The sequence below is a fragment of the Anaeromyxobacter sp. K genome (assembly GCF_000020805.1).
Classification (GTDB): domain Bacteria; phylum Myxococcota; class Myxococcia; order Myxococcales; family Anaeromyxobacteraceae; genus Anaeromyxobacter; species Anaeromyxobacter dehalogenans.
This window is the reverse complement of sequence record NC_011145.1, coordinates 4,262,601-4,288,564: the sequence shown is the minus strand read 5'-3', so window position 1 is coordinate 4,288,564 and position 25,964 is coordinate 4,262,601. Positions and strand designations below refer to the sequence as shown.

The window sequence follows — 25,964 nt, the reverse complement described above, 5'->3', positions numbered from 1 at the left end:
CGCGTGCGCGTCCGGATGTGGAGCGATCAGGTCGACGATGAGGTGCCTCTCATCCGCGCCGAGGCGGCGCCCGCGCGCAGGGCACGCGGATCGTCACGTGCCCTCAGCGCCCGTCGGGCAGCACGCGGGCGGACAGGAGGCGGCCCATCGGATCGCGCAGGACCTCCAGCGCGCGGCCGTCCCCCGCGTCCACCACCTGCACCACCTGGCCGCGCTCGTCGCGCCGCTGCGTCCGGATCGGGAGCGTGGAGAGGTCGCCCGCCTCCCGCTCGCCGACCAGCACCCCGTGCGCGTCGAGCGCACGCTCGAGCACGCGGCCGTCGGGGGTGAGCAGGCGCTGGACGCGCTCTCCCTCCGAGGTCCGCGCCTCGGCGAGCAGGGTGAGCGCGGGCGCGGGGAGCGCCACGGCCGGCGCCGGAGCCGCGGCTGAGGGAGCAGCGGGCGCCGGAGCGTCCGGCGCCGGAGCGGCGGGCCCGGGGGGCGCGGGCGACACAGGGAGCGCGGCCGCCAGGGGCGCCGCCGCGGCGGCCGGCGTCGTGGGCGCGGGTGCGCCGTCGGGCATCCCGGGCGAGGCGGCGGTCACCGCAGGGAGCGGCGTGGCAGCCGCCAGCGCGGCCGGCGGCGCGGCCCGGGCCGGGGCCTTCATGCCGGGCTCGATGCGGACGCCGGGCGCGAGCCGCGCCGCGTCGTCGAGCAGCGCCTGCACGGCGTCGGCGGGGCCCCCGACCGTCAGCTTCAGCACCACGTCGCGGTACACGACGCCGGGCTCGACCTCGGCGGGGAGGTTCGTCCGCTCCACCTTCCACCACGCGCGCGCCGGGCCGGCGCCGGCGAGCGTGACGCGGATCCGCGGGCGCTCCTCGAACGTGACCTGGCGGAGGCGCACGGTGGCGCCGAGCTCGACCGCGGCCGGGTCGGCGGCGCCGGCGGCCGGGTCGAGCGCGGGCGCGGGGGAGACCGCGAGCGCCACCGCCAGGGCCACGAGCGCGGCCTCGTCGAGGCGCGGCGCGGGGGCGGCCGCCGGCGCCTCGGCGTGCGCGAGACGAGGCAGGAGCGCGGCCGCGAGCGTGGCGAGGGCGAGGCGAGCGAGGGTCACGGGGCACCTCCGGCCGCGCGCGCGAACCGCGCCGCGCGCCGCGACCGGAGATGCATGCGAACCCGCGGGGCCGCAGGGAAGCGCCCGCGCCGGGCGCGACCCGCGGCGGCGGGATCAGTCGGCGGTGGCCGCCGCCTCCGCCTGCTCGTGGCGGAGCTGCTCCTCCATGACCAGCCGGGAGATCTCGCGCTTCACGTCGTTGAACTCCGGCGAGGCGGGGTCGCGCGGGCGGGGGAGGGTGATGCGCAGGTCGCGCTTCACGGTGCCGGGGCGGTAGGTCATCACCACCACGCGGTCGGCGAGGTAGATCGACTCCTCGATCCCGTGCGTCACGAACACGATGGTCTTCCGGAGCTCTGCCCAGATGCGGAGCAGCTCGTCCTGCAGGTTGCGCCGGGTGAGCGCGTCGAGCGCGCCGAACGGCTCGTCCATCAGCAGCATGGGCGAGTCGATGGCGAGCACGCGGGCGATGGCCACGCGCTGGCGCATGCCGCCGGACAGGTCCTTCGGGAAGCGGTCGCGGAAGTCGCGCAGGTTGAGCTTCGCGAGCAGCGCGTCCACCCGCTCGCGGATCTGCGCCCGCGAGGCCCCCTTCATCTCGAGGCCGAACGCGACGTTCTTCTCCACCGTCATCCAGGGGAACAGCGCGTACTCCTGGAAGACCATGGCGCGGTCGGGCCCGGGGGCCGTCACCGGCCGGCCGCCCGCCACGATGGTGCCGGCGGTGGGCGGGGAGAAGCCGGCGATGGCGTTGAGCAGCGTGGACTTGCCGCAGCCGGACGGGCCGAGCAGGCACACGAACTCGCCCTCGGCGATGTCGAGGTCGATGCCGTCGAGCGCCTTCACCTCGCGCCCGCCGGTGGTGAACACCTTGCGCACGCCGCGGATCCGGACGGCCGCGTCGGCGGCGACGGGGAGTTCGGCGGGCATCCTCATCCCTCCATCCCCCGGTGCCACCGAAGGAGCCAACCGTTGAGCCGGCTCATCCCGAGGTCGATGCCCAGGCCGGCGATGCCGATCGAGATCATCCCCGCGATCACCTTGTCGGACCAGAAGTACTCGCGCGCCTCGAGGATGCGGTAGCCGAGGCCGGCGTTCACCGCGATCATCTCCGCCACGATCACCACGATGAACGCGACGCCGATGCCGATGCGCACGCCCGCCAGGATGTAGGGCATGGCCGCGGGCACCATGATGCGCCAGAACAGCGTCCACTCCGACGCGCCCAGGTTGCGGGCGGCGCGGACGTAGATCGCGTCCACGTTCCGCACGCCGGCGATGGTGTTCATGAGCACCGGGAAGAACGCGCCGAGGGAGATGAGGAAGAACGCCGGCGGGTCGCCCAGGCCGAACCAGAGGATCGCGAGCGGGATGTACGCGATGGGCGGGATGGGCCGGAGGATCTGCACGAGCGGGTTCATCAGCTCGTAGACCACCGGCCGCGAGCCCATGAGCAGGCCGAGCGGCAGCGCCAGCCCGGCGCCCACCGCGAACCCGCCCACCACCCGGTACAGGCTGGTGAGCGCGTCGTGCGGCAGCTCGCCGGAGAACGCCCAGGCCACCCAGTTGCCCCCCGCGTACGGCTCGAGCGGCCGCGCGTAGGCGATCCAGCGCAGCAGCACCTGCGAGGGCGAGGGGAGGACGATGGGGGACACCCAGCCGGCCCGGGAGACGCCCTCCCAGGCGGCCAGGAAGATCACCGGCATGGCCAGCGACCGTGCGAGTCGGAGCGCGCCCTTCATCGCTACTTCACGCCCGCCTTCTGCTTCGCGTGCTGCAGCAGGTCGGTCTTCACCCAGTCGGTGGCCTTGGGCGGCTTCTGCATCTTGCCCACGCCGTACTTCGCCATCAGGTCGGTGGTGATCTGGATGTGCTCGGCGGTGACGTCGTAGGAGAACGGCGAGTTGGAGATCGCGTCCCGGTAGTCCTCGGGCGTGATCTGGCCCTTGAACATCTGCTCGACGACGTACTTCTCGGCGGCCTTCGGGTTGTCGATGAAGTACTTGGTCGCGTCCACGAAGCAGTCGAGCACCTTCTGCGCGACCTGCGGCCGCTCCTTGTAGAGCTTCTCGGTCATCACCATCACGCGGACCGGCTCGCCGAGCGGCGTGTCGTACGGCTTCAGCACCTCCTTGCCGAAGCCCTTGTTGATGGCCTGCGACGACTGCGGCTCGGACTGGCACATGGCGTCGATCTGCTTCTGCATGAGCGCCTGGTTGAGGTCGGCGAACGCCATGTAGACGATCTGCACGTCCTTGCCCGGCTTGTCCGACCAGGTGAGGCCGGCCTTGGACAGCTCGGCGAGCAGCAGCAGCTCCTGCGCGCCGCCGCGGGCCACGCCCACCTTCTTGCCCTTCAGGTCGGCGACCTTGGTGATGTTCTGGTCCACCGCGGACACGAGGCGCGCGCCGCCCTTGGCGAAGCCGGCGACCACGTAGACCTGGCCGCCGCCGGAGCGGTTCGCGATGGCGGCGTCGGCGGCGCTGGCGGCGAGGTCCACCTCGCCCTTCACGATGGCGGGGAAGATGTCGATGCCCTTCGGGAAGACGATCTCCTCCACGTTCAGCCCGAACTTCTTGCAGTGCTCCTTCATGTAGGAGACCGCGCCGTAGTGGGCGAACTTGAGGTTGCCGAGGCGGACCGTCTCCTGGGCACGGGCGGGGCCGCTCGCGAGCGCGAGCAGCGCCGCGAGGGCGGCGATGCGGACCATGGGACCTCCGGACGTCGCGGCGGGCGGGGGGAGCGCGCCGCGGTGATGTTCACGGACAGTTGTCGAACGACGGACGCATGAACCTAACCGGGCGCCTGCGCGGGTGTCACCGGGGCGCTCGATCTCGGTTGGGTCGTCGCACCGAACGTGCTCCCCGGTGCGCGCTCGCTCGCGCGACGCGTCACCGGGCCCGCGCGGTCGCCCGCGCGGCCCGGCGGCCTCGGCCTACAGCTCCACCTTGGGCAGGTGCGCGAGCGACGCGCGCACCTTCTCCTCCGGGTACTCGAAGTCGTCGAGCTTGCCGGAGAGGAACTGGTCGTACGACGTCATGTCCACGTGGCCGTGGCCGGAGAGGTTGAACAGGATCACCCGCTCCTTCCCCTCCTCCTTCGCGCGCAGCGCCTCCTCGACCGCGCCGCGGATCGCGTGCGAGGACTCCGGCGCGGGGATGATCCCCTCGGCCCGGGCGAACTGCACCGCCGCCTCGAAGCAGGCGAGCTGCCCCACCGCGCGCGCCTCCACCAGGCCCGCGTGCACGAGCTGCGACACGAGCGGCGACGCGCCGTGGTAGCGCAGGCCGCCGGCGTGGATGCCGGGCGGCATGAAGTCGTGACCCAGCGTGTACATCCGCATGATGGGCGCCATCCTGGCGGTGTCGCCGTAGTCGAAGGTGTAGGCGCCCTTCGTCAGCGTGGGGCAGGACGACGGCTCGATGGCGAGGATGCGCACGTCCTTGCCGGCGGCCTTGTCGGCGAGGAACGGGAAGCCGATGCCGGCGAAGTTGGAGCCGCCGCCGTGGCATCCGATGACGACGTCGGGGTACTCGCCGGCGAGCTTGAGCTGCTCCTTCGCCTCGAGCCCGATCACCGTCTGGTGCAGGCAGACGTGGTTCAGCACGCTGCCGAGCGCGTAGCGCGTGTCCTCGTGGGTGACCGCGTCCTCCACCGCCTCGGAGATCGCCACGCCGAGCGAGCCGGGGCTCTCCGGATCCTCGGCGAGGATCCCGCGGCCGGCGGCGGTGCGGTCGGAGGGCGAGGGGATCACCTCCGCGCCCCACAGCTGCATCATGCTGCGGCGGTACGGCTTCTGCCCGTACGACACCTTCACCATGTAGACCGTGCAGGCGAGCCCGAACATCTGCGCCGCGAGCGCGATGGACGAGCCCCACTGCCCGGCGCCGGTCTCGGTGGCGAGGCGCTTCGTGCCGGCGAGCTTGTTGTAGTAGGCCTGCGGCACCGCGGTGTTCGGCTTGTGCGAGCCGGCCGGCGAGACGCCCTCGTACTTGTAGTAGATGTGCGCGGGCGTCCCGAGCACCCGCTCCAGCCGGTGGGCGCGGAACAGCGGGGCCGGCCGCCACAGCCGGTAGATCTCGCGGACCGGCTCGGGGATCTGGATCCAGCGCTGGGTCGAGACCTCCTGCTCGATGAGCTGCGGCGGGAAGATCCGGACCAGGTCGTCCGGGCTGGCCGGCTTGCCGGTGGCGGGGTGGATGACCGGGGACAGCGGCTCGGGCAGGTCCGGGATGACGTTGTACCAGTGGGTGGGGATCTGGTTCTCGCCGAGCAGGAACTTCGTCTGCATTCGCGCCTCGCAGGAGGGATGGCCGGCGCCGCAGGCCCGGAGGGCGCGGCGCGAGAAATCGATCATTAGCGCAGAGCCCGACAGGGGCGTCAAGGCGGCCGCTTGCCTCGGGGGCTCGAAAGGGGCGCCCCCGTCAGGTGTGTAGAGCAATTCCCGACGACGTGTCCTCCAGAGGTGGCAAAATGCCGTCCGTTCGAGGTCCCGGGGGGACTCCTACTCCGCCCATTTCAGGGGGTTTCACATGACACGCTGTATCCGCTTCCTGGCGGTGGCAGCCGTGCTGGCGCTCGCCGGCACGGCCAGCGCCCAGAACGTCCGGCCGGCGATCGACAGCCAGCGCCTTCGCCTGGATCCCACGGCGCACGGCTCGCTCGTCCTCGGCGACGGCGAGGTGCTCGAGGAAGGGCAGTTCCGCGCGGCGCTCACCGGCCACTACGAGCGGTCGCCGATGGTGCTCCTGACGAACGGCGAGCTCCGCGGGCGCGGCCTGTTCTCGGACGGCACCAAGGAGACGCAGCTGCTCCGCGAGCGCGCCACCATCCACCTCAACCTGGCGATGAACCTCTGGAAGCGCCTCGAGCTCGGCCTCCACGTGCCGGCCGTCGCCTACCAGTACGCCGAGAACTACGTGTCGCCGTCCGGCGCCACCATCAACCACCCGACCCAGGGCGGCATCGCCGCCCCGTCCGCCATGCTGCGCTACGGCATGAGCAGCGAGCGGACCGGCGCGCCGCTCGCGAGCGCGATCGCGGTCGAGGTCGTGTTCCCGTGGACCGACAAGGTGGACTACGGCGGCGAGAAGGGCTTCATCATCGCGCCGCGCCTCGAGGTCGGGAAGGCCTTCGGCGGCCTCCGCGTGATGGCGGACGCGGGCGGCCAGTTCCGCACGAAGGACGTGGAGCTCACCGCGGGCGAGAAGCTCTCGCACGAGGTGCTCGGCGGCATCGGCGTCGCCACCACCGGCAAGCTGCGCGCCGAGCTCACCGCGCGCGGCGCGTTCAACTTCGACGGCCTGTCGCAGAGCGCCGAGCTGCTCGCCGGCCTGCGCTACGGCTTCGGCGAGGGCGAGATCTACGCCCTGGGTGGCCCCGGCTTCATGGAGTCCCCCGGCACGCCCACCTACCGCGGCCTGATCGGCTTCGCGTTCATCGGCGGCAAGAAGGCCGCCCCGCCGCCGCCCCCGCCGCCCCCGGATCCCTGCGCGGCCGGCCAGTCGCACACGCCCGAGCAGTGCCCGGCGCTGGACGACGACGGCGACGGCGTCCCCAACGGCCAGGATCGCTGCCCGCTGGAGAAGGGCGTCGCCGAGAACCAGGGCTGCCCGGACAAGGACACCGACGGTGACGGCGTGCCGGATCGTCTCGATCGCTGCCCGAGCGTGCCCGGCGCCACCGACAACCAGGGCTGCCCGAAGGACTCCGACAAGGACGGCGTGCCGGACGACAAGGACCGCTGCCCCGACAAGCCGGGCATCCCGGAGAACCAGGGCTGCCCCCCGGAGCGCGCCGAGATCAAGGCCGGCAAGATCGAGATCAAGGAGAAGGTCTACTTCGACACCGGCAAGGCCACCATCAAGGCGCAGTCCAACGCGCTGCTCGACGACGTGGCGAAGCTCATCGCCGCCAACCCGCAGGTGGGCGTGGTGACGATCGAGGGCCACACCGACAGCACCGGCTCCGCCGCGACCAACCGGGCGCTCTCGCAGAAGCGCGCCGAGGCCGTGAAGGACTACCTGGTCTCGAAGGGCGTGGACGCGTCGCGCCTCGAGGCGAAGGGCTTCGGGCCGGATCAGCCGGTCGAGTCCAACAAGACCGCCAAGGGCCGCGAGGCCAACCGCCGGGTCGAGTTCACCATCCAGAACGCGAACCCGTAGCGATCGCACCGGGGCCGCCGCCCGCACGGGCGGCGGCGTCCTCCGCGGCCGGACGCGCCCCTGGCGCGCCCGGCCGCGCCGTCTTCAGAGCGCGTGAATCCATCCCCGGACCGAGCCAGGCGGTCGAGACGCGAGCAGCGCGAGGCGCGACGACCGAGCATGCCCCGAGGCATGTGAGGGAGGAGCAACGATGCGATGCGACGCGGATCGGCCGCCGCGGCGACGGGAGGGGATGGGTTCACGTGCTCTCAGGCCATCACCTCGCCGCCGTCCACGTGGAGGGCCTGGCCGGTGACCGCGCCGTTCAGCGCGAGGAACACCGCCGCGTCGGCCACCTCCTCCGGCAGCGCCGCGCGGCCGAGGGGGTTCGCCCGCAGGATCGCCGCGCGCGCCTCCGCCTCGCTGCGACCGGTGGCGCGGGCGATGTCCTCGACCGCCTCGTCCAGCATCCGCGTCTCCGTCCAGCTCGGGCAGATCGCGTTCACCGTCACGCCCTTGCGCGCCGCCTCCAGCGCCAGGCTCCGGGTGAAGCCGATGAGCCCGTGCTTGGCCGAGGAGTAGGCGCAGCCGTACTTCAGGCCGATCCGGCCCGCCACCGACGAGACGTTGATCACGCGGCCGAAGCCGCGGTCGTACATCGAGGGCAGGCACGCTCGGGTGAGCAGCACCGGGGCGGTGAGGTCCACCGCGACGAGCGCGTCCCAGGTCTCGTCGTCCATGCGCTGCAGCGGCGCGCTCGCGTGGATTCCGGCGTTGTTGACGAGCACGTCCACCGGGCCGAGCCGGGCCGCCACCGCCGCCGGCGCCGCGGCGAGCTGCGCGCGGTCCGAGACGTCGAGCGGCAGGAACAGGGTGCGGCGCCCGAGCGCCGCGACCTCGGCCGAGACCGCCTCGATCTCCGGCACGCTGCGGGCCGCCACCGCCACGTCGGCCCCGGCGCGCGCCAGCGCGAGCGCGATGGCGCGCCCGATGCCGCGCCCACCGCCGGTGACCAGCGCCACGCGCCCCTCGATGCCGGCCATGATCGCCTCCCGCTCGCCCGGGCGAGCCGGTGCGACGATAGCGGCGGCGCGAGGGGAGGTGCAACCTCCGGCGTGCGCGCCGCACGGCCGCACACCCGCTCGCACGACCCCCGCGCCGCGGCGCACCGACGGCGTCACACCTCTGCGCGTCGCGTCCTCATGGTGCACCGTGGTGCGCGGCCGGGAAGGCGCGGACCCGCGGGCGAAGCGCTACAGTAGGCGAGCGTCATGGAGGTCCCGCCGGCGTGCGGCGCGGACGAGGAGCGGCGATGGACGAACGGCGCGCCCACCCCAGGTTCCCGCTGATCCTGGCGGTCCAGTACCTGGGCGCCGAGAACGTGCTCGACTACACCGAGAACCTCTCGGCGGGCGGCCTGTTCATCCGCACCGAGCGGTCGTTCGACGAGGGCGAGCGCGTCACGCTGGTGCTCTCGTTCCCGCAGCTCCTCGAGCCCGTCGAGCTCCAGATCGAGGTGGTGCGCCGCCGCGACGGCTCGGACGGCTCGCCGGCCGGCGTGGCGGTGCGCGTCCCCGACGATCGCCCCGAGGACCGCGCGCGGCTCGCCGACGTGGCGCGGCGCGTGGCCGGGGTGCGCCACCCGGACCCGTCGTTCCGGATCCTCCTCGTGGAGGACAACGCGCTCGTCGCCACCATGTACGCGGCGGCGCTGCGCCGGCTGTCCGAGACCGAGCACGTCCCGGGCCTCGGCATCGAGGTGGCGAGCGACGGCGCGGCCGCGTTCGACCGGCTGCTGCGCGCGCCGGCGGTGGACGTGGTGGTGACCGACGTCTTCATGCCCATCGTCTCCGGCATCACGCTGGTGGAGCGGATCCGGGCCGAGCCGACGCTGGCCCACCTGCCGGTGGTCGTGATCACCGCAGGGGGTGAGCAGGAGCGCGAGCGGCTCGCCGGGCTCGGCGTCTCGCTGTTCCTGCGCAAGCCGGTGAGCTACCAGGATCTCTCCGGCGCGGTCCGATCGTTGCTCGACGGGCGGGCGGCTCGCCCGCAGGCGGCTCCCCCTCGCGAGGAGGCCCGCCGGGAGGCGTTGACGGCGGACGCCGAGGTTGGCACTGATCGGGCAGACGCGAAACCGGCCTCCCGCCGGTGAACGGGGGCAGCAGCACGAAGCCTCCAGCGCTCGAGGGCCCGCCACGGCGGGCCCTCTCGCTTTCCGGCCCAGGCGTCCGCCGCGGCGGCGCTCACCAGCGGTGATACGCGGGGTGGCCCTCCTTCACCGCCACGAACGTGCCGCGGCAGGTGGCCCGCAGCTTCCCGTCCGCGGTCAGCGTCGCCTCCACCACCGCCCGGTCCTCGCCGGACTCCACCACCCGGGCCGCCAGCCGGACCGGGCCGCCGGTGGGCGTCGGGCGCAGGAGCTTCACGTGGAAGTCGGCGGTCACCGTGCAGGGCGGCGCGTCCAGGCCGGCCTTGCGCATCAGGTGCACCGCCGCGGTCCAGTTCGAGTGGCAGTCGAGCAGCGTGCCGGTGATGCCGCCGGAGAGCATGCCCTCGAACGCCTCGTGGTGCGGCTCCGCCTGCCACTCGGCCACGACCTCGTCGCCGCGCTCGAAGCTCCGCACGCGCAGCCCCTTCGCGTTGGCCGGGCCGCAGCCGAAGCAGGCGTTCCGGGGGGCGTAGCGCTCCTGCAGGCTGGGCTCGGCGGCGTCGGACATGGCGGCTCCCGGGGTGGCGGCGGGGAAGGACGGTGGACCCCGCCTCCCGAGGATAGCCGCCCGGCCGGGCGGGCGCGCGGGGCGCGGCGGGTGCCGGCCGAGGTCGGGGCGCGCGACGCCGACGGCGCCCACCGTCCCCGTTGCCGGGCCCGGGCGGGCAAGCTACCTTCGGCCCGCACGCGCCCCAGGTCCGGCGCCCGAGACGGAGACACCGATGGCGAACGTGGCCGCGCACATCACCGGCACCGTGGTGAGGATCGAGAAGAAGCCCGGGGACCCGGTCAGCCCCGGGGACGTGCTGGTGGTCCTCGAGTCGATGAAGATGGAGATGCCGCTCGAGGCCGAGGACGGCGGCACGGTGCAGGAGGTGCGCTGCCGCGAGGGCCAGTCGGTCACCGAGGGTGACGTGCTGCTGGTCGTCGGATGACCGGCCGGCGCGTCCGCACCGAGGACCGCGGCCTGGTCCGCGTCCTCGTCGTCGACAACGTCGCGAAGCGGAACGCGCTCGACTTCCGCGCCCTGGACGAGCTGGAGGAGGCCTGCGCCGCCGCCGCGCGGGACGGGGTGCGCTGCCTGCTGCTCCGCGGCGCGGGCGACGACGCGTTCTCGTCCGGGTTCGACCTCGCCGAGATGGGCCGCACCTCGCGCGCCGGGCTGCGCCCGGACGAGGCGGTGGAGCGCGCCGCGGACGCGCTGTCGGCGGTCCCCTGCCCGACGGTCGCGTTCCTGAACGGCGGCGCGTTCGGCGGCGGGCTGGAGCTCGCGGCCACGTGCGACCTGCGGGTCGCGCGCGAGGGCGCGCTGCTCGGCCTGCCGCCGGCGAAGCTCGGGGTGGTCTACCCGGAGGGCGGGATCCGGCGGTTCCTCGGCCTGGTGGGCGCGGCGCGCACGCGCGAGCTGTTCCTGGTCGGCCGTCCGGTGGACGCCGCCACCGCGCTGGCGTGGGGGCTGGTGAACCGGGTGGCGCCCGCCGCCGGCGCCGAGGCGGTGGCGCTCGCGCTGGCCGACGAGATCGCGGCCAACGCGCCGCTGGCGGTGCAGGGGATGAAGCGGATCCTCCAGCTCCTGGAGGGCATGCACGAGCGCGGCCTGTCCGAGCGGGAGCGCGAGGAGATCGCCGGCCTCCGGCGCCGCGCGTTCGAGAGCGCCGACATGCGCGAGGCGCGGCAGGCGCGCGCCGAGCGGCGGCCGCCCCGCTTCCGCGGCGAGTGACGGCGCGGGCGCGCCTCAGCGCGAGGCGGGGGCGCCGGGCGGCTCCGCGGCGGGCGCGGCGCCGAGCCGGCCCACCGTCCAGCCGGCGGCGATGCCGAGCGCGAGCGCCACCGCTCCCGCGACGAGCGCGAGCGCCACGGTGCGGCCGGTGCGCGAGGCGCGCGGGCCGGGCGGCGCCACCGCGGGCGCGGCGGGAAGGGGCGCGGTGGAGAAGGCCGCCTGGGCCGGCGCGGACGGGCGCGGCGTGGGCCGCGACGGCGCGGCGGCGGCCGGCGGGGGCTGCGCGGACGGCGCCGGGGCAGGCGCCGCGGCCGGGGTCGGTGCGGCGGGCGCGACCGCCGCCGCCGGAACGGGGATCCGCAGGCTGGGCGGCGTGGGCCGGCCGGGCGGCGGCGCGGCGGCGCCCGGCTCGGGGGTGCGGCGGCCGGCGGTCGGATCCGGCGTGCGCGCGCCGTGCGGGATGGGCGGGGGCGCGCCCGCGCCGGCCGCGTCCACGTCGGGCAGCAGCGCGAGATCGTAGGCGCCGATCTCCACCAGGTCGCCCTCGCGCAGCCGCCGCCGCCCGGAGATCCGCTCGCCGTTGACGCGCGTGCCGGTGAGGCTGCCCAGGTCCTCGACGAACACCGCGCCCCCGGCGCGCACGAACCGCGCGTGGCGGCGCGACACGTCGCGGTCGGCCATGTGGAAGGAGTTGCCCTCCGGCGCCCGGCCGACGCTGACCTCGTCGCCGTCGAACGGCACCACCGACCACGTCCCCTCGGCGTCCTCGATGACGAGCTTCATCGCACGCCGATCCCCCGGGCTACGGCCCGATCGCCTTCTCGCGCGGCTCGGGCTGATCGCTGCGGCCCAGCTTGCGGGTGAAGCGCGTCCCGTCCTTCTCCGGCAGCACCACGAACTGGTCGATCTCGTGGCCGGGGAGGGTGAGGTCCACGCGGTGGCGCTCGTCGAGGCGCACCCCCAGCACCGTCACCGGGGCGCGCCCCACCACGCGCCCGTCCAGGCGCACCTCGGCGCCCGCCGGCTGGCTCTCGATCGTCACCGCGCCGAGCGCGGTCTCGAGCCGGGCGTGGACGCGGCGCACCAGCGTGCCGGGCACCGGCGCCAGGTCCATCGTCACCGCCCGCACGCCCGGCCCGTCCAGCGCGACCTGGTGCGGCCTCGACAGGACGAGCCCCTCCAGCACCGCCGGCGTGGTCGCGCCGGAGCGGACGCCGTCCAGCGTGACCTCGGCGCCGGGCGGCTCGGAGGTGACCACCAGGATGCCGGTGCGCAGCCAGGTCTCCGCGTAGTGCAGCCCGGCGGCGCCGCCGACCGCCAGCACCAGCCCGACCAGCACGGCGGTGCGCAGCCGGATGCCCTCGCGCGGCGGCGGGCGGTGGCTGCGCGCCTTCCGCGGCGGGGGCCGGGCCGGCTCGGCGGCCGGGAGCACGTCGGAGGGTAGCGGCGCGATGGGGTCGAAGGGCGACGCGCCGGAGCCGGCCGCCGCGGGCAGCCCCGCCGGCGGCGTGGTGGCCGGCGCCGAGAGCCGCTCGTACTCCGCCTGCGCCTGCTGCTTCTCGGCGAGGTTGGAGAGCACCTTCATGATGAGCGGGTCGTGGGCGCGCGCGCTGCGCTGCCGCGCGATCTTCTCCGCGAACACCTGCTGCATCTGCTTGCCGAGCAGGTCCTGGATGGACGACTGCGGGGTCGGGAAGAGCACGTCCACCAGCGCGCCGGCGAACGCGCGCGCGTCGGTGAAGCGCTCGTCGGGATCGTAGGCGAGCGCCCGCGCCACGATGGCGTCGATCTCCCTGGGCAGGCGCGGGTCGATCGAGGTCGGCGGCACCACCCGCGCCTTGCGCGCGGCGACGAGCGACTCGACGTCGGTGGCCTTGGGGAACGGCTTCTGCTTGGTGAGCAGCTCGTACAGCAGGATCCCCGCGGCGAACAGGTCCACCCGGTGATCCCAGCGCCGCTCCAGCGAGGCCTGCTCGGGCGCGACGTACCCGAGCTTCCCCATCAGCATGCCTTCCTTGTAGTTCGACAGCCCGGTGGCGGCGCGCGCGATGCCGAAGTCGAGCAGCTTGATCTCGCCTTCCCAGGAGACGAGCGCGTTGTCGGGCGAGACGTCGCAGTGGACGATCTGCAGCGGCTGGCCCTGCGCGTCGGTCTTCTTGTGCGCGTAGTCGAGCCCGGTGAGGAGCTGCAGCACCATGTAGATGGCCTGCTCGGGCGAGAGCTGCGCGCCGGCGCGGGCGAAGGCCTGCATCATCTCCTTGAGGGAGACGCCGTTCACCAGCTCCATCGAGATGAAGTAGTTCCCGTCGATCTTCCCACACTCGTAGACCTGGGCGATGTTCGAGTGGGTGAGCTGGACGGTGAGCTTCGCCTCGTTCACCAGCATCTTGATGAAGCCGTGATCCTGCGCGCGCGCGGGCAGGATGCGCTTCACCACCAGCTCCTTCTCGAACCCGCCGGCGCCCGGGACGCGCGCGCGGAAGATCTCCGCCATCCCGCCGATGGCGAGACGCTGGAGGAGGAAGAACTTGCCGAACAGGTGCGGCTTGAAGTCCGTCGGGATGGAAGGGGCGGCCTCGACCACGGCGGGATGTTAGCCCGCCCCCTCGGGGGACCACAAGGCGACGCACCGGTGGGCGGCGGTCCTACTTGGGCTTCTTCGGCCCGCGGCCGGGTGGAACGCGCTCCAGTCCCGGCGGCGACCCGGGGCCGACGCCCTCGCGCGCGCTGCGGACGTGCTCGGAGGCCTTGTCCAGGCCGCCGGCGGCGGCGTCGGCGGCGCGGCTCCGCGCGCGCACCAGGTGGTCGGGCGACTCGCCGAACGTGTCCACCATGCCTTGCAGCGCGGCGCCGGCCTGGACGCGGCGCTCGGCCTCGACCAGGAACGCCGCCGCGTCCCGGCCGCCCTCGGCCCGGTACGCGTCGTAGAGCGCCGCCACCTCGCCGGCGGACGCGGGCGCGCGCTGCGCGAGCGCCGCGCCGAGCGGCAGCGTCTCCCGGACCGGCACGCCGCGCCGGGTCAGCTCACCCAGCGTGCGGGCCGCCGCCACCACCGCCTCGCAGCTCCCGCCGGACGCGCCCCGGGCCGCGTCCACGAGCTGGAGCACCGCGTCCGGCGGCACGCCCGCGCCGAGCGCGCCGGCCAGGTCGGCGAGCGCCGCGGTCCGGTCGCCGCGGAGCGGCAGCCCGGAGGCGCGCGCCTGCGCCACCAGCGCCGCCGCGCGCGAGAGGCGGCCGCCCAGCTCCGCGGCGACCTCGAGCACGCGCTCCGGCGGGGCGCCCTTGGCCAGGCCCTCGAGGATCTTCGCCGCGACCACCTCGCCCGGCAGGCCGGCGCGGGCCGCCGCGACCACCGGCGCGAGCGCCCGCTCCGGCGCGACGCCGCGCGCACCCGCCCGGCTCGCCACGTCGCGGGCCAGCGCGGTGGGGACTCCGGCGGCGCCCGCCGCCTGGACCGGGTCCGGCGCGGACGGCGCCGCCGGCCCGGGGACGCCGAGCACGAGCGAGGTGAGGAAAAGCGCGACGATCACCGACGGTGTCTCCGTTCTGCCGACGTCCGCACCACCCGACCCGACGAGCGTGGGAGCACGCGGTTACGGGACACGGAGGACCGCGTTCTCGCCTCCGAAGCCGTCGTCCACCCGCTCGGCGTCCGCCGGGAGCACGATACGCAGTTCGCCGCCGCGGCGCACCTCGAAGCGGTACTCGTAGCGACCGCTCGCGAGCGATATCGCGAGCACGAAGCGATCGCCCTCGCGCTCGAGCGGGAGCGCGTCCCACCCGGTCATCGTGCCGCGCAGCGCGACCGCCTCGGCGGGACCCCGGAACGTGAACACGGTGGGCGCGCGCTCACCCTGGGTGGACGCCCGCGCGGGCGCGCGGACGGTCGCGCGCGGCGCGCAGGCGCCCGCGGCCAGGGCCGCGATGGCCAGCGCCGCGAGCCGGCCGCGCCCGCTCACCACGAGAGCACCCGCGCGCTGCCGCGCACGCCCGCGAACACCGTCGCGCGGTCGGCCACGGCGCGCCCGGCGCCGCCGGTCGCGCTGCGGGCCCAGCCGCCGGAGACGACCAGCCAGACCGGGCCCGCCGGATGGGCGAGGTCCAGCGTGGCGCGCCAGGCCGTCTCGTCCACGCCGCCGTGCAGCGCGGCGCGGTGCACCTGCGCGACCGCCGACGCCTCCAGCGCGCCGAGGGGGTTCAGCAGCGCGCTCGCCGCGCCGCCCCAGGCGCGCAGCTCGAACGCGGGATCCTCGCTCGCCACGCGCTCGTGCCGGAGCGACAGCTCCAGCGCCGCGCGCCGGCACGGCGCCCACTCCGCGGCGGCGAGCGCCGCGAGCCCGCGCTCGCCGACCCGATCGCCGGACGCGCGCGAGGAGCGCAGCGCGCCCGTGACCGCCGCGCGCAGCGCGACCGGCCCGGTCCGCACCCGGAGCTGCGGCGTGAGCAGCGCCGCGGTGGTGGCGTCCACCTGCGGCCCGGCGGCGAGGTCGCCGAGCGGCACACCGGAGGTGAACGCGGCGTGCTCGGCGGCCGCGGCGAGCGAGGCCTCCCATCCGTCGCCGAGCCAGCGGGTGCGGACCCCGGCGGACCCGGAGGTGGCGCCGAAGCCGCCGGCCTGGTAGCGCGCGAGGGAGACCTCGCCGGTGGCGTCCAGCTTCAGGCGCGGCGCCAGCGAGAGATCCAGCCGCGCCGAGGGCGACAGCTCCGCGAACGCGCCGCCGCCCATGTCCGCGCCCAGGTAGGTGTCGCCGGCCCAGCCGGCGCCGGCGCGCGCCGAGAGCAGCAGGCGGCCGTTGCCGCCGTGCGCGGCCGAGCACAGCGCGAGGGCGACGAGGCTCGGCGCGAGCACGCCTACAGGTCCAGGATCGCGTTCTTCCCGCCGAACCCGTCGTCGGCGAGGGCGCGCGCGCCCGGGTCGGTGGTCCACGAGCCGTCCACCACGAACATGTACTCGTAGCGGCGGCCGGGCCGCAGCGGGACCTCCACCGTCCACACGCCGTCGGCGCCGCGCCGGAGCGGCGTCACCTCGGGCTTCCAGCCGTTGAAGTCGCCGGCGACGCGCACCACCCGCGCGTCGGGGGCGGCCAGCGCGAGCCGCGCCCGCACCAGCGGCGCCTCGGGGGCGCGCGCGGCGTCCGGCGGGGGCGGCGCCGGGAAGCGGGCCACCGCGAGCGCCAGGAACGCCGCGGCCCCCGCGCCGGCGAGCGCGCCGAGCGGCGAGAGGCGCGGCGCCGTCAGCCAGGCGAGCAGCGGCCGCCGCCGCGGCGGGCGGCTGGCGCGCACGCGCACGAGGGTGCGCCGGACGAAGTCGTCGGACGGCGTCGGGCGCGGGCCGGCGCCGGCCAGGCGCGAGAGCGCCACCAGGCGGAGCGCGGCCTGGCGCTCCTCCGGCGGCAGGGACGACAGCAGCCGCTCCGCGGCGAGCGGACCGGGGCGGCCGTCCAGCAGGTCCTGGAGCTCGCGCTCCGTCACGGCGTCACCTCGTCGGGATCGAGCAGGTCGCCGAGGCGCTCGCGCAGCATCAGGCGCGCGCGGTGCACGCGCACCTTCAGCGCGTTGACGCGCACGCCGGTGGCCGCCTCGATCTCCTCGTAGGGAAGGTTCTCGACGTGGAACAGCGTGAACGCCTCGCGGTACTTGGCCGGGAGCGCGGCGAGCGCGCCCTGCAGCGCGAGCAGCGCCTGCCGGGCGGCGGCGTCGCGCTCCGGGTCCACCGCGCTGACCAGCTCGTCGCCGGAGAGGTCGCTGGCGCGCTCCGCCCGCGCCCCCGCCTTCAGCCAGTCGCGGCAGCCGTTCACGGCGATGCGGTAGAGCCAGTGGCGGAAGCGGCAGTCGCCGCGGAACGAGGCGAGCCGCGTGTAGGCGCGGGCGAACGCCTCCTGCGCGAGCTCCTCGCCCAGGCGCGGGTCGCTCACCATGCGGCTGCACATGCCGACCAGGCCGCCGGCGTGGCGCCGGACCACGCCCGCGAACGCGTCGGTGTCGCCGGCGAGGGTGCGCTCGACCGCGTCGCGATCCGCGAGCTCGGCGAGGTCGAGGACGTCCGCCTCGGCCTGCGGCGTCACGGGTGCGGCGAGCGCGAGTCTCTGGGCCAGGCGAGCGATGGGATCCCCCTTCGACCATCGAACGACGCTTCGAGCGAACACTAGCGCGGCCGCCATGGGGCGGAAAGGGCCGTGAACGCGCGACGCGACGCTATCGGGTGCGAGCCGGTCAGGGATGGTGGGTGCTCCGACCTTCTCGCCTCCCCACGTCGAGGGCGGCGCCGATCGGGTGTCCCGTGGCCGGGAGACGGTCCGCGCGCGCCGGGCCCCCACCGGACGCTCAGTACCACGCGACGCCGCCGTAGGCGGCCCAGAAGCGGGACGCGCCGGGGCCCGCCGCGCCGCGGTACCACTGGCGCGAGCCGTCGAGCTTCATGCTCAGGCTGAAGCGGCGGCCGATCCGGAACGCGTAGCCGATCCCGCCGAGCACGTTCGTCCCGAGCCAGGCGTCGCCCTCGCTGCCCGAGGCGGACTTCACCGACAGAGAGAGCCGCGACGCGCCGGCGCCGGCGCGGAAGAAGAGCCCGTCGCCGAGCGGGAAGAACGTGAGCACCGCGTCGAGGTTCGCGACGCGGACGGTGCGCGTGGTGCGGCCGAGCAGCGGATCGTCCGGGTGCGCGGCGGCGCCGACCACCAGCAGCTCGCCGCCGAGCAGGGTGCGGGGGCCGAGCGTGGCGCCCGCCTCGAGCTGCGCCGCGAACGACGTGGAGGTCCCGCCGACCAGATCGCGGAAGCTGCGCCGATCGACGCTCGAGCCCACCGCCCCGGTCCCGTAGCCCAGGCCGAAGCCCACGTACCAGGGCGAGCGGTGGAGCGGCCGGGCCCCGCGCTCCGGCGCGGCGACCTCCTCCTCCGGCCGGTCGGCGTCCCGGGCCGCGTCGGCGCCCGCGATCCCCGGCGCGGCCGCGAGCGCCGCCACGGCGAGCGCGGCGAGCACGGCGGTGGGGAAGGGGTGCGGTCGGGACATCGCGAGAGGGTAGCGCGGCGGGCGCCGGCCGGCAGGGTACCGGGCTGGGTGCAGCGCCCACAGGTGGGTCAGCGCTGCGCGAGCGCGTACACCACGTGCCAGGTGGCGGGCACGCCGGCGGGGCCACCGTGGCGGGCCTCGTACAGCCGGAGCAGCTCGAGCGTGGCGCGTCGCCCGCCCAGCCCGCGCGCGCCGGGCACCGCCGCGGTGGCGCCGATCTCCTTCAGCGCGCGCAGCACCGCGCGCGCGTCCGCGTGCTGCTCGCGGCGCTCCTCCTCGACGACGGCGCGGACCCGCAGGCCGGCCGCGGCGAGCGCGGCGGCGACCTCGCCGCGGTCGAAGAAGCGATGGGTGCGCTCGCCCGGGCCCGGGCCGGCCGCCTCGCGCCAGGCGCCGCGCAGCTCGTGGAGCGTGCGGGCGCCGAACAGCGCCACGGCGAGCACGCCGCCCGGCGCGAGCACGCGGCGCGCCTCGGCGAACGCCGGCGCGAGCCGCGGCAGCCACTGGAACGCCGAGGTGGAGAGGAACAGGTCGAAGCGCGCGTCGCCGAACGGCAGGGCCTCCGCGTCACCGGCCGCCACCGCGGCGCCGGGCAGGCGCGCGCGCGCCGCCGCGGCCATCCCAGGGGCCAGGTCCACCGCCGCGGGCCGGAGCCCGGGGCGCGCGGCGGCGAGCCGGGCCAGCAGCGCGCCCGTGCCGGCGCCGACGTCGAGCACGCGCCGCGCGTCGGGGGCGGCCTCGGCCACCAGCGCGAGCACGCGGTCCTGCACCTCGCGCTGCACCGAGGCGCGCGCGTCGTACGCCGCGGCGGAGCGCGAGAACGCGGCCCGGACCCGGCGCTTGTCGACGCGGTTCACGCGGCCACCGCCCCGGCCCCGGCGGGGAACGCCTGGAGCAGCGCGGCGACCTCGTCCGGGCGGGTGAGGTGCGGCGCGTGGCCGGCGCCGGGGAGCAGGGCGAGGCGCGCGCCGGGGATGCCCGCCGCGAGCGCCCTGCCGGCGCCCGGCGGGCAGATCGGATCGGCCGTGCCGTGGATCACCAGCGCGGGCACCCCGACGGCGGCGAGCGTGGGCCGGAGATCGGCGGCGGCGAGCACGTCCAGCCCGGCGAGCGCCGCGGCGGAGCCGGGCGAGGGGATCGCGGCGCGGAGCGCCCCGGTGCGCGCGCGCGCGGCCGGGTCGAGCTCGCCGGGCGCGAACATGCCCTCGAAGAACCGGGCCGCCGCGCGCGCCGGATCGCGGCGGACCCGGTGCGCCAGCACCTCGAGCGCCTGCGCGGGCAGGCCGTGCGTCCAGCCGTCACACAGCGTGAAGCGCGGGGTCCCGGAGATGAGCACCAGCCCCGCGAGCCGTGCGCGCACCGCCGGGAGCGCGGCGAGCGCGGCCTGCGCGCCGAGCGACCAGCCCGCCAGCACCGCGCCGCGGAGCTCGAGCCGGTCCAGCAGGAGCGCGAGGTCCTGGGCCAGGTCCTCCAGCGCGAAGGGCGCCGCGCCGGAGCCGCCGTGGCCGCGCAGGTCGGGCGTCACCAGGCGGCGACCGGGGAGCCGCACGGCGAGGTCGTCGAACGCGGCGGAGGAGAGCGACCAGCCGTGGACCAGCACCAGCGGCGCGCCGGCGCCGCGATCCGCGTACGCGAGGCGCACGCCGCTGTCGGTGACGAGGAGGGGCATCGCTGGGCCGGAGTGGCGCAGGATACCAGCGAGGACCGCCTCGTCAACCGTACCCGGAGGTCACGGTTGACGAGGCGGCGGGGACCGGCGGAAGGGGGGCCGCCGGACCTTCGGGGCGGGGACGGCCCCTAGGGCTGGATCGCGCGGGCCGGCTCGGCGTAGTGGCCGCCGGTCCCGGGGCGGACCTTGCCGCGGAACACGCGATACACGAGCACGGTGTAGCCGATCACGAGCGGCATCCCGACCAGCGCGATCACCAGCATGACCGCCAGCGTCCGGGGGGAGGAGGACGCGTTGTAGATGGTGAGGCTGTTCGCGAGGTCGATCGAGGAGGGCACGAGCCGCGGGAACATCGAGACCGCCGCCACCAGGATCATCGCGACGATCGCGACGGACGAGGCGAGGAACGCCTTGCCGGCGGCGCCGCGGCGGCTCAGCACCGGGATGGCGCCGATCGACGCGACCACCAGCACGGCCAGCGCGAGGAAGAGCGGGTTCGCGAGCACGCCGGCGAACAGGTGCGGCGCCTCGACCAGCGACGCCGCGGTGGCGATCGCGTAGGTGGCGACGAACGCGCCCCACAGCCGCGGGATCCAGCGGGCCATCCGCGCCTCGAGCGCGCCCTCCGCCTTCAGGCGAAGCCAGAGCGCGCCGTGCATCGCGAACATCGAGAGGGAGACGAGCCCCACCAGCACCGCGTACGGGTGGAGCAGGCCGAGGAAGCTGCCCGCCCACTCCTGCTCGGCGGTCACCGGGACGCCGCGCAGGACGTTGCCGACCGCCACGCCCAGCAGCACCGCCGGGAGCAGGCTGCCGATGCCGAACGCGAGGTCGAAGCCGCGCCGCCAGGCCGCCCCGTCGAGCTGCGCGCGGAACTCGAGCGCGACCGCGCGGGCGATGAGCGCGAGCAGGAGCAGCATGAGCGCGAGGTAGAACCCGCTGAACACCGTGGCGTAGACGACCGGGAACGCCGCGAACAGCGCGCCGCCGCCGGTGAGCAGCCACACCTCGTTCCCGTCCCACACCGGGCCGATGGCCTTCAGGTGGACCTGCCGCTCCTCCTCGTCGCGGGCGAACAGCGACAGCACGCCCACGCCGAGGTCGAACCCGTCGAGCACCGCGTAGCCGGCGATGAGGACGCCCACCAGCACGAACCAGATGACGTTGAGATCCATGGTCGGTCTCCTCTCAGGCGGCAGCCCGCGCGCGCTCGGCGGCGGGGAGGCGCGGCGCGACGCGCGCCTTCTTCACCATCAGGGTCAGCCACAGCGCGCCCAGCGCCAGGTACACCAGGCCGAACAGGCCGAGCGAGAACGCGATCTCGGCGGCGGTCACCGTGGGCGAGTGGGCCTGGCCGGTGCGCAGCAGGCCGTAGACGATCCAGGGCTGCCGCCCGACCTCGGCGGCCACCCAGCCGAGCTGGCAGGCCACGATGGGCAGCGGGATGGACCAGACCAGCGCACGGAGCGTGAAGCGGTCGGTCCACAGCCGCCCGCGGTACCACTGCCAGGCGGACCAGGCCATGATGGCGATGAACCAGACGCCCAGCAGCACCATGTTGTGGAACGAGACGAACGTGAGCCACAGCGGCGGCCGGTTCGCGGGCGGGAACCGGTCGAGGCCCTGCACGTGGGCGCCGGTGTCGCCGAACGCCATCCAGGAGAGCAGCCCCGGGATCTCGAGCGTGCCCTTCAGCCGCGGCGGCTCGGAGAACGGCACCGCGAACAGCACCAGCGGCGCGCCGGTCTGGCTGGTGTAGAGCCCCTCGATGGCCGCGAACTTCTCCGGCTGCGTGCGCGCCACCTGCTGCGCGTGGAGGTGGCCGAACGGCATCACCTCCAGGCAGGAGACCAGCAGGCCCCACGCGACCGCGAGCTTCAGGGCCTTGCGCGCGAACGCCGACTCGGCGTCGCGGAGCAGGTGCCAGGCGGCCACGCCGGCCATCACGAACGCGCCCACCACCAGCGCGCCCACCACCGTGTGGAAGTAGCGCGGGAGCGTGGACGGGTTCCAGACCGCGGCCCAGAAGTCCACCAGCTCGGCGCGGCCGTTCCGCACCACGTAGCCGGTGGGCGTCTGCTGCCAGGAGTTCGCGACGATGATCCAGAACGCCGACAGCGTGGCGCCCACCGCGACCATGAGCGCCGAGAACCAGTGCAGGCCCTTCGAGACCCGCCCGCGGCCCCACAGGTAGAGCCCGAGGAAGGTGGACTCGAGAAAGAACGCGAACACGCCCTCCGCGGCGAGCGGGGCGCCGAAGATGTCGCCCACGAACTTCGAGTACGCCGACCAGTTCGTGCCGAACTGGAACTCCATCACGATGCCGGTGGCGACGCCGACCGCGAAGGTGATGGCGAACAGCTTGCCGAAGAACTTCGCCACCTCGACGTAGACCGCGTCCTGGTGCTTCCAGCCGAACCACTCGGCCAGGACGAGCAGCCAGCCCAGGCCGATGGTGATGGGCGGGAACAGGAAGTGGAACCCGGCGGTCACCGCGAACTGGAGCCGCGCGAGCGTGAGTGCGTCCATGGGGGCCTCCTTCGCCGGCGCGCGGCCCGGGGCGTCCACCGTGGATCGCCGCGGCCCGCCGCGCGGGCGCCGGGGCCCGCTTCAGCAACCGGGGTGCCACCGCGCCGCCCTGGCGCGCCGCGCCGGATCCCCGAGGCGGGGCGGGCGGCTGCGCGCCTGCGCGCGGGCGCGCAGGCGCGGCGGGCGGGGGGTGGGGCGGATCTGCGGGGCCGGCGGTGGGATCGACTTGTACGTTGGCGCTCAGCCCGGCCCGTCCTCGTCCTCCGCGTCGCCGCCGCCGCCCGGGCCGGGGCGCAGCGGGCCGATGAGCCCGTAGCGCTGGATCTTCGTGAACAGCGTGCGGCGGTCGATGCCGAGCAGCCGCGCCGCGAGCGAGCGGTTCCAGCCCACCATGGCGAGCACCTTCTCGACGTGCGCGCGCTCCACCTCGGCGAGCGTGAGCCCGCCCTCGCCCGGCGGCGGCACCGCCTCGGCGCCGGCCGGGGCCCGCACGACCGCGGCGGGGAGGTCGGCGGCGTCGATGCGCCGGCCGCGCGCGGCGAGCAGCGCGCGCTCGACCGCGTTGCGCAGCTCGCGCACGTTGCCCGGCCACCGGTGGCGCTCCAGCGCGGCGAGCGCCTCGGGCGTGAAGCCCAGCGCGGGCACGCCGTGGCCGCGCGCGACGTCGAGCAGGAGGTGCTCGGCGAGCGCCGGCACGTCCTCGGCGCGCTCGGCGAGCGTGGGGAGCTCGATGCGCAGCACGTTGAGCCGGTAGAACAGGTCCTCGCGGAACGCGCCCTTCGCCACCATCTGCTCGAGGTCGCGGTTCGCCGCCGCCACCACCCGCAGGTCCACCTTCACCGGCCGGGCGGCGCCCACCGGCGTGACCTCGCCCTCCTGCAGCACGCGCAGCAGCTTGGCCTGCTGCGCGGGCGGGATCTCCGCGACCTCGTCGAGGAACAGCGTGCCGCCGGACGACTGCTCCACGAAGCCGGCCTGCGACTCGACCGCGCCGGTGAACGCGCCGCGGCGGTGGCCGAACATCGCGCTCTCGAACAGCGGCTCGGGGATGGCGGCGCAGTTCACCGCCACGAACGGGCCGGCGGCGCGCGGGCCGCCGTAGTGGATGGCGCGGGCGGCCATCTCCTTGCCGGTGCCGCTCCGGCCGGTGACGAGCACGGTCGCGCCCACCTCGGCCGCCTCGCGCAGCGCCCGGCGCACCTCGCGCATCCGGGCCGAGCCGCCGATGAGCCGGTCGGCGGAGAAGCGCTCCGCCACCGCGCGGCGCAGCCCGTCCACCTCCCGGTGCAGCTCCAGCTCCCGCGCCGCGTTGCGGAGGACGGCCGCGACCGTCTCCACCTTGAACGGCTTCACCACGTAGCTGTACGCGCCGGCCTGCATCGCCTCGACCGCGTCGTCCACGCTGCCGAACGCGGTCATGAGGATCACCTTCGCGTCCGGGTGGCGCGCCCGCACCTCGGCGAGGAGCGTGCGCCCGTCCATCCCCGGCATGCGCACGTCGGAGAGCACCACGTCGGCGGGCGCGGCCTCGAGGAGCTGGAGCGCCGCCGCCGCGCCGCCGGCGCCGCGCACCGCGTAGCCCATGCGGTCGAGGTGCCGGGTGAGGATGTCGAGCAGGCGCGGGTCGTCCTCGACCACCAGCACCCGCAGCGCGCCCGCCCGCGGCGCCGCCGCCTCCGCCGTCCCCGCGCTCATCGCCCCTCCTCGGCCGGGAGCTGCACGGTGAAGCACGCGCCGCCGAGCGGCCCGGTGCCGACCCGGAGGTCGCCGCCGTGGTCGGCCACGATGCGCGCCACCACCGCCAGGCCGAGCCCGGTGCCCTCGGCGCGGGTGGTGAAGAACGGGTCGAGGACGCGCTCGCGCAGCGCGGGCGGCACGCCCGGCCCGTCGTCGTGCACCTCGAGCTGGACCGAGCGCTCGCCGTCCTCCTCCACCGCGCGCGCCGCCACGACCACGCGCCCGCCCTCGGCCACCGCCTGCGAGGCGTTCACCACCAGGTTGAGGAGGATCTGGTGCAGGCCGTCCGGGTCGGCGTGCAGCTCGGGGAGGTCGTCCGGGAGCCGGGTCTCGAGGCGCACGCGGCGGCGCTCCAGCGTGATGCGCAGCAGCGACAGCACCCGCGCGACCGCGCCGGGCAGCGCCACGGCGGTCTTGCCGGGCGAGGTGCCGCGCGCGAAGGAGAGCAGGTCGCGGACCAGCCGGCTGATGCGCTCGGTCTCGGCGACGATGCCGCCGAGCTGGGCCCGCGCCTCCTCGCCGGCGTCGGGGAGCAGGAACTCCGCGGTCGCGCTGATCACGTTCAGCGGCGTGCCGATCTCGTGCGCCAGGCCCGCCGCCAGGCTGCCCACCATGGCGAGCTTCTCCGAGCGCACCAGCTGCCGGTCGAGCCGGACCTGCGCCGACAGGTCCCGCGCCACCAGCGCCACGCCGCTCGGCGCGCGGTCGCCGCCCAGCGCCGCCGCCGAGACGTCCACCGGCACCGGCGCGCCCCGCGCGTCCTGCCACTCCATCCGGACGCCGCGCTGCGCCCCGCGCTGCACCGCCCGCTCCAGCAGCCGCGCCACCGGGCCGGCCGGCGCGACGCGGGTGAGCGGCTGGCCGGTGATCTCCGCGGCGGACCAGCCCAGGAGCTGCTCCGCGCCGCGGTTCCAGCTGGTCACGTTCCCGGTGAGATCGACGGCGAGGATGGCGTCGGCGGCCTCGCGGGTGATGTGGGCGAGGAGCTGCTCCTGCGCGCGCACCTGGCCCCGGAGCTGGTGCAGCGCGGAGAGGTCCTCGATGACGCAGGTCCTGCCCACCAGCGCGCCCGCCTCGTCGCGCAGCGCGACCGCCGAGACCGCCACCGGGACGCGCCGCCCGTCGCGGGCGCGCCGGACCGTCTCGGTGCGCGGGGCGCGCCCCTCGGCGGCCACCCGCGCGGCGCGCGCCCGCTCCTCGTCCACCTTGTCCTCGGGGACGATGAGGTCGATCCGCCGGCCCAGCGCCTCCTCCAGCGGGAACCCGAACATCGCCGCCGCCGCCGGGCTCCAGGAGACGATGCGCTCCTCGCGGTCGATCACCACCAGCGCGGCGGCGCCCGCCTCGGCCGCGGGGGCGCGCCCGGCGAGGTCCGGCGCGAGCGAGGCGAGCCGGATGAACGACTCCGCCACCCAGGCCAGCCGCCCCCCGGCGTCGTGCACCGGCACCGCGCGGACCCGCCACGCCTCCGGCGCGGCGCCCGGGCGGCCGCGCTCGCGCAGGCCCTCCTGCGGCTCGCCGGTGCGGAAGACGAGGAGGGGGAGGCAGTCGGAGCAGCGCTGCGCCTTGCGCCACAGCGCCGCGAAGCAGTGATCCGCGCCGCAGGACAGCTCGGGGGCCTGGTCGCGCACGAGGTCGTTCGCGAGCTGGACCCGCATCTCGCGGTCGACCAGGGTGAGGCCGATCCCGAGCGCCGCGAGCGCCTCGCCGACCGGCGCGAGGTCGGCGGGCGCGGCCACGCGGAGCGGGGCGCGCGCGGGCGCGGGGGAGGGAGCAGGTGCGGCGGCCATCCGGCGCGATGGTAGCGCCGGGCGCGGCGGCGGGGCACGCACATTCCGTCGCGCGCGCGG

Annotated in this window: 25 protein-coding genes; 4 read left to right on the top strand and 21 right to left on the bottom strand. The window is 75.9% G+C overall.

Features of this window, described 5'->3' with window-relative positions; genetic code table 11:
* Positions 1-103: 103 nt before the first annotated feature.
* From ANAEK_RS19165 to ANAEK_RS19145, 5 genes are all read right to left on the bottom strand, one after another.
* Entirely contained in the window at positions 104-1,096 is a 993-nt protein-coding gene (locus ANAEK_RS19165; protein WP_012527782.1) for a hypothetical protein, read from the bottom strand.
* Positions 1,097-1,210: 114 nt separating this feature from the next.
* On the bottom strand, positions 1,211-2,026 hold the full coding sequence (locus tag ANAEK_RS19160) for an ABC transporter ATP-binding protein (RefSeq protein ID WP_012527781.1): 816 nt from the start codon (positions 2,024-2,026) through the stop codon (positions 1,211-1,213).
* Between the two features lie 2 nt (positions 2,027-2,028).
* A complete protein-coding gene (locus ANAEK_RS19155; protein ID WP_012527780.1) occupies positions 2,029-2,838 on the bottom strand; it encodes an ABC transporter permease in 810 nt (269 codons plus the stop codon).
* Between the two features lie 2 nt (positions 2,839-2,840).
* Positions 2,841-3,806 (bottom strand): ABC transporter substrate-binding protein, encoded by a 966-nt coding sequence (locus ANAEK_RS19150; protein WP_012527779.1) that lies wholly within the window; start codon positions 3,804-3,806, stop codon positions 2,841-2,843.
* Between the two features lie 225 nt (positions 3,807-4,031).
* Positions 4,032-5,387, bottom strand: a complete 1,356-nt coding sequence (locus ANAEK_RS19145) for a TrpB-like pyridoxal phosphate-dependent enzyme (protein ID WP_012527778.1) — start codon at positions 5,385-5,387, stop codon at positions 4,032-4,034.
* Between the two features lie 241 nt (positions 5,388-5,628).
* On the opposite strand from ANAEK_RS19145, the gene ANAEK_RS19140 reads away from it, so the two are divergent.
* A complete protein-coding gene (locus ANAEK_RS19140) occupies positions 5,629-7,260 on the top strand; it encodes an OmpA family protein (protein WP_012527777.1) in 1,632 nt (543 codons plus the stop codon).
* Between the two features lie 248 nt (positions 7,261-7,508).
* Here the strand turns inward: ANAEK_RS19140 and ANAEK_RS19135 are convergent, their stop codons facing one another.
* The gene (locus ANAEK_RS19135) at positions 7,509-8,282 is read right to left on the bottom strand and encodes an SDR family NAD(P)-dependent oxidoreductase (RefSeq protein WP_012527776.1); all 774 of its coding nucleotides are present in this window, start codon (positions 8,280-8,282) and stop codon (positions 7,509-7,511) included.
* A gap of 269 nt (positions 8,283-8,551) precedes the next feature.
* Between ANAEK_RS19135 and ANAEK_RS19130 the strand changes: the two genes are divergently transcribed.
* The gene (locus ANAEK_RS19130) at positions 8,552-9,391 is read left to right on the top strand and encodes a response regulator (protein WP_012527775.1); all 840 of its coding nucleotides are present in this window, start codon (positions 8,552-8,554) and stop codon (positions 9,389-9,391) included.
* A 91-nt stretch (positions 9,392-9,482) separates the two neighbouring features.
* Here the strand turns inward: ANAEK_RS19130 and ANAEK_RS19125 are convergent, their stop codons facing one another.
* Positions 9,483-9,956 (bottom strand): PaaI family thioesterase, encoded by a 474-nt coding sequence (locus tag ANAEK_RS19125; protein ID WP_012527774.1) that lies wholly within the window; start codon positions 9,954-9,956, stop codon positions 9,483-9,485.
* A 214-nt stretch (positions 9,957-10,170) separates the two neighbouring features.
* Here ANAEK_RS19125 and ANAEK_RS19120 point away from each other — a divergent pair, with 214 nt between their 5' ends.
* Positions 10,171-10,383 (top strand): acetyl-CoA carboxylase biotin carboxyl carrier protein subunit, encoded by a 213-nt coding sequence (locus tag ANAEK_RS19120; RefSeq protein WP_011422791.1) that lies wholly within the window; start codon positions 10,171-10,173, stop codon positions 10,381-10,383.
* On the top strand, positions 10,380-11,168 hold the full coding sequence (locus tag ANAEK_RS19115; RefSeq protein ID WP_012527773.1) for an enoyl-CoA hydratase-related protein: 789 nt from the start codon (positions 10,380-10,382) through the stop codon (positions 11,166-11,168). Before ANAEK_RS19120 ends, ANAEK_RS19115 begins: the two co-directional genes overlap by 4 nt.
* Before the next feature lie 15 nt (positions 11,169-11,183).
* Here ANAEK_RS19115 and ANAEK_RS19110 read toward each other — a convergent pair whose 3' ends face one another.
* From ANAEK_RS19110 to ANAEK_RS19045, 14 genes are all read right to left on the bottom strand, one after another.
* Complete coding sequence (locus tag ANAEK_RS19110; protein WP_012527772.1) at positions 11,184-11,951, bottom strand: FHA domain-containing protein; 768 nt, start codon at positions 11,949-11,951, stop codon at positions 11,184-11,186.
* Between the two features lie 19 nt (positions 11,952-11,970).
* A complete protein-coding gene (locus ANAEK_RS19105) occupies positions 11,971-13,752 on the bottom strand; it encodes a serine/threonine-protein kinase (RefSeq protein WP_012527771.1) in 1,782 nt (593 codons plus the stop codon).
* Between the two features lie 61 nt (positions 13,753-13,813).
* Complete coding sequence (locus tag ANAEK_RS19100; protein ID WP_012527770.1) at positions 13,814-14,698, bottom strand: hypothetical protein; 885 nt, start codon at positions 14,696-14,698, stop codon at positions 13,814-13,816.
* 63 nt (positions 14,699-14,761) lie between these two features.
* The gene (locus ANAEK_RS19095; protein WP_012527769.1) at positions 14,762-15,127 is read right to left on the bottom strand and encodes a glycogen-binding domain-containing protein; all 366 of its coding nucleotides are present in this window, start codon (positions 15,125-15,127) and stop codon (positions 14,762-14,764) included.
* A complete protein-coding gene (locus tag ANAEK_RS19090; RefSeq protein ID WP_012527768.1) occupies positions 15,124-16,017 on the bottom strand; it encodes a hypothetical protein in 894 nt (297 codons plus the stop codon). The genes ANAEK_RS19095 and ANAEK_RS19090 overlap by 4 nt, the downstream gene beginning before the upstream one ends.
* Positions 16,018-16,019: 2 nt before the next feature.
* On the bottom strand, positions 16,020-16,640 hold the full coding sequence (locus ANAEK_RS19085) for an isoamylase early set domain-containing protein (RefSeq protein WP_012527767.1): 621 nt from the start codon (positions 16,638-16,640) through the stop codon (positions 16,020-16,022).
* Positions 16,637-17,233, bottom strand: a complete 597-nt coding sequence (locus ANAEK_RS19080; protein ID WP_232288280.1) for an RNA polymerase sigma factor — start codon at positions 17,231-17,233, stop codon at positions 16,637-16,639. Before ANAEK_RS19080 ends, ANAEK_RS19085 begins: the two co-directional genes overlap by 4 nt.
* A 259-nt stretch (positions 17,234-17,492) precedes the next feature.
* Complete coding sequence (locus ANAEK_RS19075; RefSeq protein WP_012527765.1) at positions 17,493-18,179, bottom strand: hypothetical protein; 687 nt, start codon at positions 18,177-18,179, stop codon at positions 17,493-17,495.
* A 68-nt stretch (positions 18,180-18,247) separates the two neighbouring features.
* Positions 18,248-19,036, bottom strand: a complete 789-nt coding sequence (locus ANAEK_RS19070; protein ID WP_012527764.1) for a methyltransferase domain-containing protein — start codon at positions 19,034-19,036, stop codon at positions 18,248-18,250.
* The gene (locus tag ANAEK_RS19065) at positions 19,033-19,848 is read right to left on the bottom strand and encodes an alpha/beta fold hydrolase (protein WP_012527763.1); all 816 of its coding nucleotides are present in this window, start codon (positions 19,846-19,848) and stop codon (positions 19,033-19,035) included. Before ANAEK_RS19065 ends, ANAEK_RS19070 begins: the two co-directional genes overlap by 4 nt.
* A 128-nt stretch (positions 19,849-19,976) precedes the next feature.
* A complete protein-coding gene (gene cydB / locus ANAEK_RS19060) occupies positions 19,977-21,023 on the bottom strand; it encodes a cytochrome d ubiquinol oxidase subunit II (protein ID WP_012527762.1) in 1,047 nt (348 codons plus the stop codon).
* A 13-nt stretch (positions 21,024-21,036) separates the two neighbouring features.
* Positions 21,037-22,377 (bottom strand): cytochrome ubiquinol oxidase subunit I, encoded by a 1,341-nt coding sequence (locus ANAEK_RS19055; protein WP_012527761.1) that lies wholly within the window; start codon positions 22,375-22,377, stop codon positions 21,037-21,039.
* A 240-nt stretch (positions 22,378-22,617) separates the two neighbouring features.
* Positions 22,618-24,072 carry a sigma-54 dependent transcriptional regulator gene (locus tag ANAEK_RS19050; protein WP_012527760.1) on the bottom strand — a complete coding sequence of 485 codons (1,455 nt, stop codon included), beginning with the start codon at positions 24,070-24,072 and terminating at the stop codon, positions 22,618-22,620.
* The gene (locus ANAEK_RS19045; RefSeq protein ID WP_012527759.1) at positions 24,069-25,904 is read right to left on the bottom strand and encodes a PAS domain S-box protein; all 1,836 of its coding nucleotides are present in this window, start codon (positions 25,902-25,904) and stop codon (positions 24,069-24,071) included. Before ANAEK_RS19045 ends, ANAEK_RS19050 begins: the two co-directional genes overlap by 4 nt.
* Positions 25,905-25,964 lie beyond the last annotated feature (60 nt).

Excerpts from the sequence above, each read along its gene's own strand:
- ANAEK_RS19050 (WP_012527760.1), bottom strand. The coding sequence starts at position 24,072 with ATGAGCGCGGGGACGGCGGAGGCGGCGGCGCCGCGGGCGGGCGCGCTG.
- ANAEK_RS19055 (WP_012527761.1), bottom strand. The coding sequence starts at position 22,377 with ATGGACGCACTCACGCTCGCGCGGCTCCAGTTCGCGGTGACCGCCGGG.
- ANAEK_RS19075 (WP_012527765.1), bottom strand. The coding sequence starts at position 18,179 with ATGTCCCGACCGCACCCCTTCCCCACCGCCGTGCTCGCCGCGCTCGCC.
- ANAEK_RS19135 (WP_012527776.1), bottom strand. The coding sequence starts at position 8,282 with ATGGCCGGCATCGAGGGGCGCGTGGCGCTGGTCACCGGCGGTGGGCGC.
- ANAEK_RS19160 (WP_012527781.1), bottom strand. The coding sequence starts at position 2,026 with ATGCCCGCCGAACTCCCCGTCGCCGCCGACGCGGCCGTCCGGATCCGC.
- ANAEK_RS19110 (WP_012527772.1), bottom strand. The coding sequence starts at position 11,951 with ATGAAGCTCGTCATCGAGGACGCCGAGGGGACGTGGTCGGTGGTGCCG.
- ANAEK_RS19150 (WP_012527779.1), bottom strand. The coding sequence starts at position 3,806 with ATGGTCCGCATCGCCGCCCTCGCGGCGCTGCTCGCGCTCGCGAGCGGC.
- ANAEK_RS19125 (WP_012527774.1), bottom strand. The coding sequence starts at position 9,956 with ATGTCCGACGCCGCCGAGCCCAGCCTGCAGGAGCGCTACGCCCCCCGG.
- ANAEK_RS19145 (WP_012527778.1), bottom strand. The coding sequence starts at position 5,387 with ATGCAGACGAAGTTCCTGCTCGGCGAGAACCAGATCCCCACCCACTGG.
- ANAEK_RS19155 (WP_012527780.1), bottom strand. The coding sequence starts at position 2,838 with ATGAAGGGCGCGCTCCGACTCGCACGGTCGCTGGCCATGCCGGTGATC.
- cydB (WP_012527762.1), bottom strand. The coding sequence starts at position 21,023 with ATGGATCTCAACGTCATCTGGTTCGTGCTGGTGGGCGTCCTCATCGCC.
- ANAEK_RS19065 (WP_012527763.1), bottom strand. The coding sequence starts at position 19,848 with ATGCCCCTCCTCGTCACCGACAGCGGCGTGCGCCTCGCGTACGCGGAT.
- ANAEK_RS19120 (WP_011422791.1), top strand. The coding sequence starts at position 10,171 with ATGGCGAACGTGGCCGCGCACATCACCGGCACCGTGGTGAGGATCGAG.
- ANAEK_RS19045 (WP_012527759.1), bottom strand. The coding sequence starts at position 25,904 with ATGGCCGCCGCACCTGCTCCCTCCCCCGCGCCCGCGCGCGCCCCGCTC.
- ANAEK_RS19130 (WP_012527775.1), top strand. The coding sequence starts at position 8,552 with ATGGACGAACGGCGCGCCCACCCCAGGTTCCCGCTGATCCTGGCGGTC.
- ANAEK_RS19140 (WP_012527777.1), top strand. The coding sequence starts at position 5,629 with ATGACACGCTGTATCCGCTTCCTGGCGGTGGCAGCCGTGCTGGCGCTC.
- ANAEK_RS19115 (WP_012527773.1), top strand. The coding sequence starts at position 10,380 with ATGACCGGCCGGCGCGTCCGCACCGAGGACCGCGGCCTGGTCCGCGTC.